The 14388-nt window shown below is 42.5% G+C and carries 18 protein-coding genes; 13 read left to right on the top strand and 5 right to left on the bottom strand.

Translation table 11 applies throughout. The features are described 5' to 3' along the window. Together HMPREF9449_RS06720 and HMPREF9449_RS06715 are read left to right on the top strand one after the other, a co-directional pair. The coding region (locus tag HMPREF9449_RS06720; protein WP_009136498.1) for a hypothetical protein at positions 1 to 396 on the top strand (396 nt) is incomplete at its 5' end. A 104-nt stretch (positions 397 to 500) separates the two neighbouring features. After that, entirely contained in the window at positions 501 to 1112 is a 612-nt protein-coding gene (locus HMPREF9449_RS06715; protein WP_009136497.1) for a hypothetical protein, read from the top strand. 498 nt (positions 1113 to 1610) lie between these two features. On the opposite strand, the gene HMPREF9449_RS06710 is transcribed toward HMPREF9449_RS06715, so the two are convergent. Both HMPREF9449_RS06710 and fldA read right to left on the bottom strand, forming a co-directional pair. After that, a complete protein-coding gene (locus HMPREF9449_RS06710; RefSeq protein WP_009136496.1) occupies positions 1611 to 1973 on the bottom strand; it encodes a DUF2023 family protein in 363 nt (120 codons plus the stop codon). Positions 1974 to 2051: 78 nt separating this feature from the next. Then, positions 2052 to 2561 (bottom strand): flavodoxin FldA, encoded by a 510-nt coding sequence (gene fldA, locus HMPREF9449_RS06705; protein ID WP_009136495.1) that lies wholly within the window; start codon positions 2559 to 2561, stop codon positions 2052 to 2054. Positions 2562 to 2765: 204 nt separating this feature from the next. Between fldA and HMPREF9449_RS06700 the strand changes: the two genes are divergently transcribed. From HMPREF9449_RS06700 to HMPREF9449_RS06650, 11 genes are all read left to right on the top strand, one after another. After that, complete coding sequence (locus HMPREF9449_RS06700) at positions 2766 to 3122, top strand: hypothetical protein (protein ID WP_009136494.1); 357 nt, start codon at positions 2766 to 2768, stop codon at positions 3120 to 3122. Positions 3123 to 3203: 81 nt separating this feature from the next. After that, a complete protein-coding gene (locus HMPREF9449_RS06695) occupies positions 3204 to 3554 on the top strand; it encodes an NADH-quinone oxidoreductase subunit A (protein WP_009136493.1) in 351 nt (116 codons plus the stop codon). Beyond that, complete coding sequence (locus HMPREF9449_RS06690; protein ID WP_040611250.1) at positions 3545 to 4102, top strand: NADH-quinone oxidoreductase subunit B; 558 nt, start codon at positions 3545 to 3547, stop codon at positions 4100 to 4102. Before HMPREF9449_RS06695 ends, HMPREF9449_RS06690 begins: the two co-directional genes overlap by 10 nt. Positions 4103 to 4159: 57 nt before the next feature. Beyond that, a complete protein-coding gene (locus tag HMPREF9449_RS06685) occupies positions 4160 to 5782 on the top strand; it encodes an NADH-quinone oxidoreductase subunit D (protein ID WP_009136491.1) in 1623 nt (540 codons plus the stop codon). Between the two features lie 61 nt (positions 5783 to 5843). Further along, on the top strand, positions 5844 to 6920 hold the full coding sequence (gene nuoH, locus HMPREF9449_RS06680) for an NADH-quinone oxidoreductase subunit NuoH (RefSeq protein ID WP_009136490.1): 1077 nt from the start codon (positions 5844 to 5846) through the stop codon (positions 6918 to 6920). 1 nt (position 6921) lies between these two features. Further along, entirely contained in the window at positions 6922 to 7395 is a 474-nt protein-coding gene (locus HMPREF9449_RS06675; RefSeq protein WP_009136489.1) for a NuoI/complex I 23 kDa subunit family protein, read from the top strand. 42 nt (positions 7396 to 7437) lie between these two features. Beyond that, the gene (locus tag HMPREF9449_RS06670; RefSeq protein ID WP_009136488.1) at positions 7438 to 7941 is read left to right on the top strand and encodes an NADH-quinone oxidoreductase subunit J family protein; all 504 of its coding nucleotides are present in this window, start codon (positions 7438 to 7440) and stop codon (positions 7939 to 7941) included. Positions 7942 to 7963: 22 nt separating this feature from the next. Next, positions 7964 to 8272, top strand: coding sequence for an NADH-quinone oxidoreductase subunit NuoK (gene nuoK, locus HMPREF9449_RS06665; protein ID WP_009136487.1), 309 nt, complete (start codon positions 7964 to 7966; stop codon positions 8270 to 8272). Positions 8273 to 8289: 17 nt separating this feature from the next. After that, positions 8290 to 10185: an NADH-quinone oxidoreductase subunit L gene (gene nuoL / locus HMPREF9449_RS06660; RefSeq protein WP_009136486.1), complete on the top strand. Its 1896-nt coding sequence runs from the start codon at positions 8290 to 8292 to the stop codon at positions 10183 to 10185. Positions 10186 to 10245: 60 nt separating this feature from the next. Continuing rightward, positions 10246 to 11739, top strand: coding sequence for a complex I subunit 4 family protein (locus HMPREF9449_RS06655; protein WP_009136485.1), 1494 nt, complete (start codon positions 10246 to 10248; stop codon positions 11737 to 11739). A gap of 57 nt (positions 11740 to 11796) precedes the next feature. Then, entirely contained in the window at positions 11797 to 13218 is a 1422-nt protein-coding gene (locus HMPREF9449_RS06650) for an NADH-quinone oxidoreductase subunit N (RefSeq protein WP_009136484.1), read from the top strand. An 8-nt stretch (positions 13219 to 13226) separates the two neighbouring features. On the opposite strand, the gene HMPREF9449_RS16570 is transcribed toward HMPREF9449_RS06650, so the two are convergent. From HMPREF9449_RS16570 to HMPREF9449_RS06640, 3 genes are read right to left on the bottom strand one after another with little or no spacing between them, the layout of a single operon-like run. Then, positions 13227 to 13589, bottom strand: coding sequence for a hypothetical protein (locus tag HMPREF9449_RS16570; RefSeq protein ID WP_147640031.1), 363 nt, complete (start codon positions 13587 to 13589; stop codon positions 13227 to 13229). After that, the gene (locus HMPREF9449_RS06645; RefSeq protein WP_009136483.1) at positions 13513 to 13950 is read right to left on the bottom strand and encodes a phage holin family protein; all 438 of its coding nucleotides are present in this window, start codon (positions 13948 to 13950) and stop codon (positions 13513 to 13515) included. Before HMPREF9449_RS06645 ends, HMPREF9449_RS16570 begins: the two co-directional genes overlap by 77 nt. 6 nt (positions 13951 to 13956) lie before the next feature. Next, the gene (locus tag HMPREF9449_RS06640; protein ID WP_009136482.1) at positions 13957 to 14271 is read right to left on the bottom strand and encodes a YtxH domain-containing protein; all 315 of its coding nucleotides are present in this window, start codon (positions 14269 to 14271) and stop codon (positions 13957 to 13959) included. Positions 14272 to 14388: the final 117 nt, after the last annotated feature.

Raw genomic sequence — 14388 nt, 5'->3', positions numbered from 1 at the left:
GTTTATATGCCGGAAATCCCGCCTCCCCCTCCGAGTGAAAGGGATGGTTTTGATTGTTACGGAATATTTCGTTCCGATACGTTGGAATTAGGTACGATTTTTTCTTCACTGATCTTAGAACCGAATACTTTGGAGAGCCGCCAATATATCTATGGTAATGGAAAGTTAGATACGCTTTATGAAAAATACGGTTATCCTTCTCCTCAAAAATTTTTGCAGGATTTGGTTCGTGAAAGCTGTTATTATTTTATATTCGATCGTCGTGATACCTGTATGGTAGAATCCGATTCGACCTTAGAAATCCAATTTTTAGGATATTTTGGAGAAGATGGATGGGTAGAAGAAGGAGAATGGATGAAAACCCTTCCGCTTCGCAAAGAGAAACTTCGTGACTAATAAGGCTTTTTTCTTATTCCTCTTCTGTTTTGAAAATAGGAGAGGAATATTTTACCTGTTTTATCTCGTATCGAATAGAGGATGATTTCAAAATATTAGTAAAAATGAAAAGTATATTTCTATTTCTTTTGTTTAGTTTGTTTGGGAGGGGGGATAAAATAACTTCGTCAAAGCCGTTAAAGGATAGCGTCCGGATCACTGTAGATAGGGCTTATTGTCCGGTTTATCCTGAAGATACAATCAATTATATCGGTTATGTATATTTGGAAATCACCGTTATCAATCGGAGCGACAATGTAATATGTGTCTATATGCCACAAATTCCGCCCCCTCCTCCGAGTGAAAGGGATGGTTTTGATTGTTTTGGTGTTTTTCAGTCGGATACTTTAGAACTATGTACAGCATATTGTTCACTGATTTTAGAACCAAATACGTTAGAGACCCGACAGTATAGTTATGGATTTATAAAGCTTGATACCCTTTATAAGAAATATCATTATACTTCTACCCGTGAATTTATTCGGGATTTGGTACGTGAAAGTCGTTATTATTTTATTTTGAATAAAAGAGATACTTGTAGGGCAGAGGAGAATCCTAGTTTAAATGTGGAATTTTGGGAAAATCCCGATGATATGTATTGGGGAGTGCCAGGTGTTCTTCGTAAAGAAAAACTTCCTGAGGTTGGTTTAAAAAGTTCTTTGGTAAGCAGTGAGTAGCTTTTTAAGCCTGATCCATAAAGTCCTTCAGACTTTCTGTTAGTAACCTTTCGAGCCGGATAGACGAAACTTCTTTTGGGATAAAACGTTCATTTTACGAATCAATGGAAAATTTTACCCGAACCAAAGGTTTGTTATGTATTGTATAAATATATAAAAATTATTTAAAAAGTTAAAAAATGAGATTATTTAATTAGATAAGTCTTTCCGGAGCAAAGTATCAGATAAAATTATTGAACAGAGGAGTTGATGGGAAATCTTGGTTTGCGGCTCTCTCCTTCCTTTGATTGACGAGATTGCAATTCTGATAAAAAATATAAATCAGGATATAATTTTCGTCAATTTGTAAGGTATCAGTCTGTTTGAGGAAGGAGTATCGGATTTTCAAAAAGAAAACTTTATTTGTAGGAAGAGGGGAAAAATTAAAAAATTATAATCCGACGGTTTTTATCCGGTATAAATAATGTCCGATCTTTTGTATATCCTGACATTTTAGAGTCAGGCGGTTTTCAATACAGCGGTTTTGCGGGCGGCATAGCGTTGGCATTGTTGGCTGATACCGTAACCGAGGAGGGCACCGATGATAAAATCTTCTTCCGGACTAAGGCAGTTGAGGGGACGGTTGATGATCAATCGGACGGTCTGTATACATTCTTCTTTGCCGAAAAAGAGGTTGATATTGCTATTCCCGAGTTCTTGTTTAAAAAAGGAAATATTCAGTCGTTGGAGACGTTTTATAGCAAAATCGGCATCGGCAGTATTCAGGGTACATAGCGCCATGTTTCTGACTCCTTTTTGCAGTTCATAGATATGATGCAAAAATATTTTTATTTCTCCGGAGGTAATGCAGTTGTCGGGCATGGTGTTTTGTTTTAGGACCGGATGTCTGATGGCAAAGACATCCGGTTTACAATTATTAATCAATAAAAAATGAGTAATTTACTGCAGGCAGTTTTGCTTCAATTGCTGGATCCAGTGATTCAGACGTTCTTCTGTTCGGTCGGATTCATTTATTTCGTCCAGAGCCAAACCTACAAATCGGTCGTTGACAACGGCTTTGGAGTCACTGAAGATATATCCTTCGGTATCGACATCTCCGCAAAAGGTACAGCCGCTGTTCTGTAATTCTTCGTAAATAATTCCGATAGCATCACAGAACGTTGTGTCGTAAGAGGAGGAGTCGCCGCAACCGAAAAGGGCAACTGTTTTACCGTTCAGATTGACTTTTTTCAGTTTATCGAGGAAACTATACCAATCGTCCTGTAATTCTCCCAATCCCCAGGTGGGACTGCCTAATATCAATACTTCGTAGGCATTGACAGAGGCTACTTCGGCATTTGCTACGTCGTAAATGTCTGCATCGGCCACGTCTAATAAAGTGGCGATTTGTTTGGCTAGGCTCTCGGTTGTTCCGGTGGTGGAACCGTAAAATATTCCGGTTTTTTTCATTGGATATTTAGTTTTGATTTCATGACAAAATTACTAGGAGAATGTACGTGAAAAAATCCCTTAATGTTGTAGTTTCCGGGAGCGGAATTCACCGTGAATGGGGAAAATTTTTATTTTTGTCTGCACTCGTTTGCTCAAATTGATTCAACCAAAATATTTTTTAATTTATAAATAAAATTTATATTTGCGTCTTCAATTGTTTTTATGAAGCAAATTATCCGATATGGGCTGTTGATATTATTTCCCCTGCTGTTAGGAGTTGGAGAGACGGAGATTGTTGTCGATTCCGGCCAGGAGGCGGAAAATGCAACATGGGAAAAATCGGCAGGTGCAGAATACGGTGCTTTTTCTTTTCTTTGGGAGAATGCCTGCGGAGAACTTACTTTGGATATAAATCATTTTACTTCGAGTTATAAATCCTATATTTGGTTAGCGGCCAACCGGAAAGATTACCGGACGGCAGCGTTGGTTTTATGCCTGTTTAAGGAGTCGGCTCTTACTTCTTTTTATGCTGATTCGACGGCTTATTATGTATATAGGCTCTGTAAAATTGTCGTTTAGTTTTATATTCTATCTTTTTCTTTCGGAAATATTTTTTCATATTCTGTAGTCAAATCATTCTGCGGATTTAAAATTATTTTTATGAACTTTACGTTATTAGTCGTTGTGTTGATTACGGCGATTGCTTTAGTAGCGATTGCTTTGGGGGTAGCCCGTTTGGTTTCGCCCCGTTCTTATAATGGTCAGAAGGGAGAGGCCTATGAGTGTGGTATTCCGACTAGGGGAAAGTCTTGGATGCAGTTTAAAGTCGGCTATTATCTGTTTGCCATTTTATTTCTGATGTTTGATGTGGAGACGGTTTATCTGTTTCCGTGGGCTGTCATTGTGAAGGAAACGGGGGTAGACGGATTGTATTGTATCTTGTTTTTTATGATCGTATTGATATTGGGATTGGCGTATGCTTGGAAGAAAGGAGCCTTGGAATGGAAGTAACTGTAAAATCGATGAAGTATGAGGACTTCAAGGACAATGAATATCTGGAGCAGCTTCGGGCGTCCGGAACGAATGTTGTGGTGGGATGTCTGGACGACCTTATCAATTGGGGACGTTCGAATTCGGTATGGCCGCTTACGTTTGCGACAAGTTGCTGTGGCATTGAGTTTATGGCAGTGGGAGCGGCCCGTTATGATTTCGCCCGCTTTGGGTTTGAAGTGACGCGGGCCAGTCCCCGGCAAGCGGATGTAATTGTGGTGGCTGGAACGATTGTACACAAGATGGCCCCGGTATTAAGGCGTTTGTACGATCAGATGGCAGAGCCGAAATACGTTATTGCCATGGGGGGATGTGCTATTTCCGGAGGACCATTCCGGAAGTCTTATCATGTGGTTCAAGGTGTAAATACCATATTGCCGGTGGATGTATACGTGCCGGGTTGTCCTCCCCGGCCGGAAGCTTTGTTATATGGGATGATGCAATTACAGCGTAAGATTAAAGTACAGAAGTTCCTGGGAGAGGTAAACCGGAAAGAGAAAAAAGAGTGAATTCCGGAAACTGTCTGTTTCCTGCAAAAGGAAGAGGATAAATTGTTAATGTAGTATATGGAGAATTTGAAAGAATATATAGAGAAGCGGATTCCGGAAGCAGTGGAGGAAGGGGGAGAAATATTGACGCTAAAGATAGAGCCTGGAGCTTTCCGCGAATTGGCTGTTCAGCTGCGGAACGATTTCGGGTTTGATTATCTGGTTTGTATGACAGGAATGGATTGGGGAGAAAAGTTAGGAGTCATTTATCATTTCCGTTCCACCCTTTCCGGAGAAAATTTGGTAGTAAAGACAGAAGCCTTCGACCGGGAAAATCCGGAATTATTTACGGTTTATGATTTATGGGCTACAGCCGGTCTGAATGAGAGAGAGATTTTCGATTTTTTCGGAATCCGGTTTATCAATCATCCGGATATGCGCCGTTTATTTTTGCGGAACGACTGGGTGGGATATCCTTTGCGAAAAGATTACGATACCGGTGACACTGTGAATCCGGTACGTCTGGAGAGCGACGAAACCTTGGACGTCACTCCCGTATTGGAGGCTCAGGAAGACGGTATTGTGGAGGAAAAAGAGCATGTGGTGTTTAAGGATTCGGAATATGTCGTCAATATTGGTCCCCAGCATCCTGCTACCCACGGTGTGTTGCGCTTCCGGGTTTCTCTGGAAGGGGAAATCGTAAAGAAAGTAGATGTCAATTGCGGGTATATTCACCGGGGAATCGAAAAAATGTGCGAGAGCATGACTTATCCGCAGACGCTGGCTTTAACCGATCGGCTGGACTATTTGTCGGCCCATCAGAACCGGCATGCTCTGTGTATGTGTATTGAAAAGGCCTTGGGACTGGAAGTGCCCGAACGGGCTGTCTATATCCGGACTATTATGGACGAGTTGACCCGTGTTGCTTCGCATTTGTTGTTTTGGTCCACCTTCTGTATGGATTTGGGGGCCTTGACGGCTTTTTTCTATGGATTCCGGGACAGGGAAAAGATATTGAATCTGTTGGAGGAAACTTGTGGAGGACGTCTGATTATGAATTATAATGTCATCGGAGGAGTGATGGCCGATATACATCCGAATTTTGTCAAAGGTGTAAAAGATTTTATCCGTTATTTGCCTCCGATGATGAAGGAATACGATGAGGTTTTTACGGGAAATATAATTGCCCGGCAGCGGATGAAAGGAATAGGGGTATTGACCAGGGAGCAGGCTATTTCGTTTGGGGTTACGGGACCTTCCGGAAGAGCTTCCGGTTGGGCTTGTGACGTACGAAAAGTACATCCTTACGGTGTTTATGAAAAGGTGGCGTTTACAGAGATCGTCAGAGAAGACGGAGATGTGTTCGGCCGCTACAAAGTCCGGTTGGACGAGATACGGGAATCGCTTCGTATTTTGGAACAATTGATCGATGCTATTCCGGAAGGGGCGTATGCCGTGAAAACCAAACCGATTCTTAAATTGCCGGAGGGAAGTTATTTTTCCAGCGTTGAGGCCAGCCGTGGCGAGTTCGGGGTTTTTATCGAAAGCCGGGGCGAGAAGAATCCCTATCGTATGAAATTCCGTTCTCCGGGATTGCCCTTAGTGTCTGTGGTCGATACGCTGGCAAGCGGGAATAAAATTGCGGATTTGATTGCGATTGGCGGTTCGCTGGATTATGTCGTTCCGGACATCGATCGTTAGGAGCTGATTGCTATATGAGAGATTAGAAAAAGAGAGAAATAACTTTCTAAAAGAAAAGAATATGTTTGATTTTTCAGTGGTTACGCATTGGGTGGATCAGTTGTTGCGGTCGTTTTTGCCGGAGGGATGGGCTATCCTGACAGAGTTTATTCTCATCGGGTTGTGTTTGCTGGTGGGGTATGCCGTGATCGCTTTGGTATTGATTTATGTGGAAAGGAAGGTTTGCGCCTTTTTCCAATGCCGCCTGGGTCCGAATCGGGTAGGACCTTATGGTTTGATTCAGAGTGTGGCCGATATGATCAAGATGTTGACCAAAGAATTGATAACCATCAATCATGTCGATAAATTTTTATTCAATTTGGCTCCTTATATTGTCATCATTGCTTCGGTCATTGCATTCAGTTGCCTGCCTTTTGCCAAAGGCTTGGAAATCATCGATTTCAATGTAGGTGCTTTCTTTGTTATGGCGGTTTCTTCGATGGGAATTGTCGGCATTTTGTTGGCGGGGTGGTCGAGTAATAATAAATATTCCCTGATTGGGGCTATGCGAAGTGGGGCACAGATGATCAGCTATGAATTGTCTATCGGATTGTCCATATTGACAATTATCGTTTTTACCGATACGATGCAGTTGTCGCAGATCGTGGCCAATCAGGCAGACGGATGGTTTATTTTTAAAGGCCATATCCCGGCTTTTATCGCTTTTATCATCTATTTGATTGCCGGAACGGCGGAAACGAACCGGGGACCTTTCGATTTACCGGAAGCGGATTCGGAATTGACGGCCGGCTATCATACGGAATATTCAGGTATGCATTTCGGTTTTTTTTACCTGGCGGAATACCTGAATATGTTTATTGTGGCCGGAATGGCTACCACTTTGTTTTTGGGAGGCTGGATGCCTTTGCATATCGGAGGCTGGAACGGATTTAATGCCATAATGGATGCTATTCCTTCTATTATCTGGTTTTTCGGGAAGACAGGAGGGTTGATTTTTATAATCATGTGGTTTAAGTGGACATTTCCTCGTTTAAGGATAGACCAGTTATTGACGTTGGAATGGAAATATCTGCTGCCCATTAATTTGGTCAATATGTTTTTGATGGTCATTGTCGTGGTTTTTGATTTACATTTTTAATATGGTTCAGAAAAATACTTATTTCGGCGGTTTATTCAGCGGTTTAGGGTCCTTATTGACCGGTATGAAGGTTACTTTACGGGAGTTTTTTACCAGAAAGACGACGGAATGTTATCCGGAAAACCGGGCTACCCTGAAAATGTACGATCGTTTCCGGGGGACTTTAGAGTTGATTCACAACGGGCAGAACGAACACAAGTGCATAGCCTGCGGGATATGTGAGATGAATTGTCCGAACGGGACCATACAAATTCAGTCGGAATTTGTGACCGATGAAAATGGGAAAAAACGGAAGATATTAAAGGCATACCGATACGATTTGGGAAGTTGTATTTTTTGTCAGTTGTGTGTAGTCAGCTGTCCTCAAGGGGCTTTGAGGTTTGGGACCGAGTTTGAAAATGCCGTCTTTACCCGGGAAAAATTAGTAAAACAACTCAATCACGAAGGTGCTGTGCTGGAAAAGAAGGGAGTGTAAAAAGGGTTTTGCCGAAAATCATAGAAATTTAAAAATAAAAAGATGGAAATAGTCGTATTTTATATTTTAGCTGCTGTAATTGTGGTCTTTTCGGTGTTGACTGTTACGACTCAGCGGATCTTGAGGTCGGCCACCTATCTGTTGTTTGTGTTATTCGGGACGGCAGGTATTTACTTTCAGTTGAATTATTCTTTCCTGGGGGCTGTTCAGCTGACCATATATGCAGGGGGTATTATTGTCCTGTATGTGTTTTCTATTTTGCTGACTAGCCCAGACGGAGATAAAATTGCAACCAAATTACCGAAAAGTAAGTTGTTTGCCGGTCTGGTCGCTTCCCTTGCAGGAGCTGTTCTGTGTATTTTTATCACGTTGAATCATACTTTTCCGGTTTCCCGTTTTGTGCCGGGAGAGATAGATATGAAGACCATCGGTTTTGCGTTGTTGGGGACAGAGAAATATCAGTATATGCTTCCTTTTGAAGCCATCAGTGTATTGTTGTTGGCTTGTATTATCGGGGGAATCATGATTGCCCGGAAAAGAGGTTAAATACGAATTTAAAACAGGTAGTATGATACATATGGAGTATTATTTGGTGGTGAGTACCATTATGTTTTTCGCCGGAATCTTCGGATTTTTCTACCGGCGGAATTTACTGGCTATTTTGATATCTATTGAATTGATACTGAATTCTGTGGATATCAATTTTGCGGTATTTAACCGTTATCTGTTTCCGGGGCAGCTGGAAGGGTTTTTCTTTACTCTTTTTGCGATCGGAATTTCTGCTGCGGAAACTGCTGTAGCCATTGCTATTATTATCAATATTTACCGGAATATCCGAAATATTCAAGTAAGTAAATTGGATAAAATGAAACATTAAAACGAAATTTAGTTGTTATGGAAAGTGCCGTATTGATATTTGTTTTGCCGATGTTGATGTTCATGCTGTTGGGAATAGGCGGAAAGTATATGACTCACCGCACGGCCGGAAGGTTAGGAACTTTGGGGTTAACCGTAATTACCGTATTGGCTTATGTGACGGCCTATCGGTATTTTGGGGCTGGACGGAGCGGTGGAGTTTGGCTTCCCCAAACGGTTTTTCATTTGGAATGGCTGCGGTTCACAGAAAATTTGCAGATCGAGCTGGGAATATTACTCGACCCTATTTCGGTGATGATGCTGGTTGTCATTACGACGGTTTCGCTTATGGTTCATATTTATAGCTTGGGATATATGAAAGGAGAACGGGGATTTCAACGTTATTACGCTTTCCTTTCTCTGTTTACTTTTTCTATGTTAGGACTGGTGGTTGCTACCAATATTTTTCAAATGTATATTTTCTGGGAGTTGGTGGGAGTATCTTCCTATTTGCTCATCGGTTTTTATTATACCAAGCCCGCTGCCATTGCCGCTTCTAAAAAAGCTTTTATCGTAACCCGTTTTGCTGATTTAGGTTTTTTGATCGGGATTTTGTTGCTTTCGTTTTATACGCAGACCTTTAATTTTACGGAATTAATGTCCGGAAATGTTTGTGCATCGGCTTCCGGGGCAACTTTTTTAGGAGGGTCGGTCATTGCTTGGGCTTTGGGACTTATCTTTGTCGGAGGGGCCGGGAAATCAGCCATGTTCCCGCTTCATATCTGGCTGCCGGATGCTATGGAAGGACCCACGCCGGTTTCGGCTTTGATTCATGCGGCAACGATGGTTGTGGCCGGGGTCTATTTGGTAGCCCGTCTGTTTCCTTTGTATATTGAAGCGGCGCCGGAGCTACTGGTTGGGATCGCTATTGTCGGGGCATTTACTTCCCTTTATGCTGCAGTGGTTGCTTGTGTGCAAACCGATATCAAACGGGTATTGGCTTTTTCTACCATTTCGCAAATCGGATTTATGATGGTTGCTTTGGGGGTAAGTGGCATGGGAGGACATGCCGGCTTAGGATACGTTGCCGGTATGTTTCACCTGTTTACGCATGCGATGTTTAAGGCCTTGCTCTTTCTTTGCGCCGGAGCGATTATACACACCATCGGCAGTAATGAAATGTCGGCGATGGGAGGTTTGAGAAAATATATGCCGGTGACCCATATTACTTTTTTAGTGGCTTGTCTGGCAATTTCCGGTATTCCGCCTTTTTCCGGCTTTTTCAGTAAGGACGAAATCCTGACTGCTGCTTTTTTATTTAGTCCCTGGATGGGAGTACTGATGAGTGGAATTGCGGGATTGACAGCTTTTTATATGTTTCGTTTGTATTACAATATCTTCTGGGGAGCTGAAGCAAAGCGCGAACATACCCCGCACGAGGCTCCGGTCAGTATGACGGCTCCGCTCTTATTTCTGGCATTCGTCACTTGCTTTGCCGGGTTTATTCCTTTCGGAAATTTTGTCAGCAGCGACGGGGTGGAATATACCATACACCTGGATGGAAAAGTCGCTTTGTCCAGTGTCGGTTTGGCTTGTGTGGCTATCGGAATAGCTTTCAGGTTCTACCGGCAAGCTTCAGTCCTGCCGGCAAAGATGGCGACGGCTTTCGGGGGTTTTTACCGGGCTGCCCTCCATCGTTTTTATATAGACAATTTATATTTATTTATTACCAAACGAATCATTTTTGCCGGTATTTCTCAGGGAATTGCCTGGTTTGACAGACATGTGATAGACGGAGCTATGAACCTGACGGCGACGGTGACTCAAAAAGTAGCTTACTGCATACGGGGCTTACAGTCGGGGCAAATACAGCAATATGCTTTTGTTTTCCTGATAGGGACTTTATTGATCGTCGTGTGGATGGTCTTTTTATAAGACAACAGGACTTGAGAAGCGAATGAGGGAAAAAGAACGAATTTATTAAAATCGAAAAGGATGAATTTTTTATCTTTATTTGTAGGGATACCGGTAGTCATGATGCTGGGGTTATTGTTGGCCGGAAATTTGAAGCAAATCCGGGCGGTTATGGTCGCAGGTGCCACGGCTTTACTTGCCTTGGCTGTGATGTTGACCATTATGTATCTGGGAGAAAGAAGTGCCGGAAATACCGCTCAAATGTTATTTCGGGCGGATGTTTTGTGGTTTGCTCCTTTCAATATTCACTATGCTGTGGGGGTAGATGGTATTTCCGTAGTTATGCTTTTGCTTTCGGCTGTGATCGTATTTACCGGAACATTTGCCTCCTGGCGGATGGCGATGCAGCAGCGGGAATATTTTATGTGGTTTTGCCTGTTGGCAACGGGCGTCTTCGGCTTTTTTATCTCCATCGATTTATTTACGATGTTTATGTTCTACGAAATTGCCTTGATTCCGATGTATTTGTTGATTGGTGTATGGGGGAGCGGGCGGAAGGAATATGCCGCGATGAAGCTGACTTTGATGCTGATGGGAGGATCGGCTTTTCTTTTGGTCGGGATTTTGGGTATTTATTTCCATTCAGCTCCGGCTGGGGGAACTTACACCATGAATTTATTGGAAATTGCGCAATATAGGATCCCGATGGAAGCTCAGCGATTATTTTTTCCTTTGACATTTATCGGTTTTGGCGTATTGGGAGCTTTATTTCCTTTCCACACCTGGTCACCGGATGGGCATGCTTCTGCTCCGACAGCCGTTTCCATGTTGCATGCGGGAGTTTTAATGAAGCTCGGAGGCTATGGTTGTTTTCGCGTAGCTATTTACCTGATGCCGGAAGCTGCTAAAGAATTGTCCTGGATTTTTATCCTTCTGACCGGTATCAGTGTGGTGTATGGAGCTTACAGCGCTATTGTACAAAAGGATTTGAAATACATCAATGCTTATTCTTCTGTGAGCCATTGCGGTTTGGTATTGTTTGCCATTCTGATGTTAAACCAGACGGCTATGACGGGAGCTGTGCTACAGATGCTGTCGCACGGATTGATGACGGCTTTGTTTTTTGCTTTGATCGGCATGATCTATTCCCGTACTCATACCCGTTTGATTACAGAAATGGGCGGTTTGATGCGTGTTATTCCTTTTTTGGGTGTCGGATATGTAATCGCCGGACTGGCTTCCCTCGGATTACCGGGATTAAGTGGTTTTGTGGCGGAGATGACTGTTTTTGTAGGTGCTTTTGAACAGGCGGATACCTTTCACCGGGTCATGACGATTCTGGCGGCTACTTCTATCGTCATCACAGCGGTATATATATTGAGGGTGATCGGAAAATTATTGTATGGAAGTGTAGTCAATCCGGCTCATCAGCAATTAAAAGATGCCACCTGGGATGAACGCCTGGCTGTCATCGGACTGATGTTGGCTGTTGCTGCTGTAGGGCTGGCTCCTCTATGGATATCCGATATGATTAGCGATAGCATGGTTACAGTTGTGGAACAATTGGCAAAATAAAATAGCAGGGAAAGAGAGAGGACGGAAAAGTTATGAACGTTTGGAAGGATTAAGGTTATGGATTTCGGAAATTTATTGTATTTGAAAGAAGAGATATCACTGATTCTAGTGATGGTACTTTTATTACTTTTCGATTTGTTTTGTACGGGTAAAATCCGCCGTTATTTTCAGCTAACGGCTTGTGTGCTGATGGCCGTACATACGTTGATTCATTTGGATCCAATGCCCGACGGGCAGGCTTTTGGAGGCATGTATATCAATTCTCCTATACTGTCGGTGGTAAAGACCATCCTGAATGTAGGGACGTTAATTATTTTTATGCAAGCCCGAAATTGGTTGAGCCGGGAGAGTACTTCTATCAAACGGGGTGAATTTTATGTGCTGACGCTTTCTACTTTATTGGGAATGTACTTTATGATCTCCTCGGGTAATTTTTTACTGTTTTTTATCGGGCTGGAGACGGCTTCCGTTCCGATGGCCGCTTTAGTAGCTTTCGACAAATACAAGCATAATTCTGCAGAAGCCGGTGCCAAATACATACTTTCGGCCGTTTTTGCATCGGGATTAATGCTGTATGGGATTTCTCTGATTTATGGAACGACGGGGACATTGTATTTTGAAGATATTCCTGCAGGAATTGACGGTTGCCCGTTACAGATCATGGCTTTTGTCTTTTTCTTTGCCGGTATGGGATTTAAAATCTCCTTAGTGCCTTTTCATCTGTGGACGGCAGATGTGTATGAAGGAGCACCGACGAGTGTTACTTCTTATTTATCGGTGATTTCGAAAGGATCGGCTGTATTTGTATTGATGATGATTTTGGTAAAAGTATTCGCTCCGATTGTGGAACAATGGCAAATGATGCTCTATGGTCTAATCGTCCTGACGATTAGCATTGCCAATCTTTTTGCCATCCGTCAGCAGAATTTAAAGCGATTTATGGCTTTTTCTTCCATTTCTCAGGCGGGTTATCTCATGTTGGGAGTTATTGCCGGTTCGGCTCAGGGAATGAGTGCTTTAGTCTATTATGTATTGGTCTATCTTTTTTCCAATTTAGGTGTTTTTGGGGTAATTTCCATTATAGAACAGCGCAGTGGAAAAGTACGTATGGAGGATTATAACGGTTTATACCGGACCAATCCCCGTTTGAGCATCGTCATGATGCTGTCTTTGTTTTCCTTGGCGGGGATTCCTCCTTTTGCCGGCTTTTTCAGTAAGTTCTTTATTTTTATGTCGGCGGCGGGAGAAGGGTTTTATCTGTTGGTTTTACTGGCTTTAGTCAATACCATTCTCTCCCTTTATTATTATCTGCTGATTGTAAAAGCCATGTTTATCAATTCGAATGAGTCGCCGATAGCAACTTTCCGTTCCGATAATTATACCCGGGTAAGCCTGATCGCCTGTTTGTTGGGCGTATTGGCACTGGGTATCTTCAGTATGATATACGACCGGATTTCGCTTTTAGCTTTCGGATTATAGCGAATACGTTATTTTTTACGTTTCATCAGCCAGCGTAAATAGAAGGGACGGGCGAGATACCAGGTGACAGAGAGGCCTTCCCGGACAATTGCCAGATAATAGGGGAGATTGTCGGTAACATGTTTCCAGAAATGAGGTTTTTCTGCCTCTAACTTTTCGGCTTTTGTTTTCCGGTGAGGGAAAAATATATTGCTTATACCGCTAAAAATGAGCTGTCCAGAATGGTGCCGTATCTGCTGCCATTGTTCGCGGACTTGTTTTTCCTCCAGGCGGCTTTGGCGGCGTAATTCCAGCTTAGTGGCGATTAGTTCCTGCAGTGGAGTCAGGTGTTTCTGACGGACTGTTGTGGGTTGTTTCTGTGTCGTCTCCATCGTCTTTATCTTCTTCTTCTTTCTCTTGTATAGCACCGATTACGATATTCATAATACCGATCTGAATGCTCTTTTTGCTGTAATAGGCGATAATGAACAGGAGAATGTAAATTCCTGCTACTATCAGGAATCCTAATGAGATACTGTTTAGCACCTCCCCCAGGAAAAAAGCCAGGGTAAAGAAAAGAAACAGTACGGCAAAAAGAGCCAGTAACATCAGGATAAGGCTGTGCGAAAGGATCGCGATAATCCTCGCGACCCTTTCGTAAGCATTTAACTTAAAGAGCTCGATTTTCAATCCGATAAAAGAAGAAAGTCGTTCTTTAAATTCATTCAGAATTTTTTCGGGTTCTTTTCCCATACCTTTTTAATAGGTTTTTCCTGTTGAGGGATTGTTTAAATTCTGGCTTTTGTAATCAGAAGAAGCAGCGGTTTTGTTGGCTTTTTCATAAGCTGTTTCACCGTATGCATTGGCTTTTTCTTTGGCTCTTTCGCCGAATTCTTCAGCTTTTTCTTTGGCTTTATGACCGAATTCGTGAACACCGTCTTTTACTTTTTCGCTAACTTCTTCCAATTCTCTTTTGATTGTCCCTTTGTTTTTGATAATCAAATAAGTGGCACATGCTCCGATAAGAGCACCAAATAGCATGCCTGACATTAAATGTGAACCTTCGTTTCTCATGACTTTGTTGTTTTAAGTTTGATACCCTATCAACGATACAGAAGGCAGAAAAGTTTAGCTTTTAATATAATTTTAGGAAGATTAGAGACCTGTTAGGAATTGCAAAGATATTTTACA

This window comes from Odoribacter laneus YIT 12061 (assembly GCF_000243215.1).
In the GTDB taxonomy this organism is placed as follows: Bacteria; Bacteroidota; Bacteroidia; order Bacteroidales; family Marinifilaceae; genus Culturomica; species Culturomica lanea.
The sequence above is the reverse complement of the archived record's forward strand: the minus strand, read 5'-3'. Positions and strand labels throughout refer to the sequence as shown.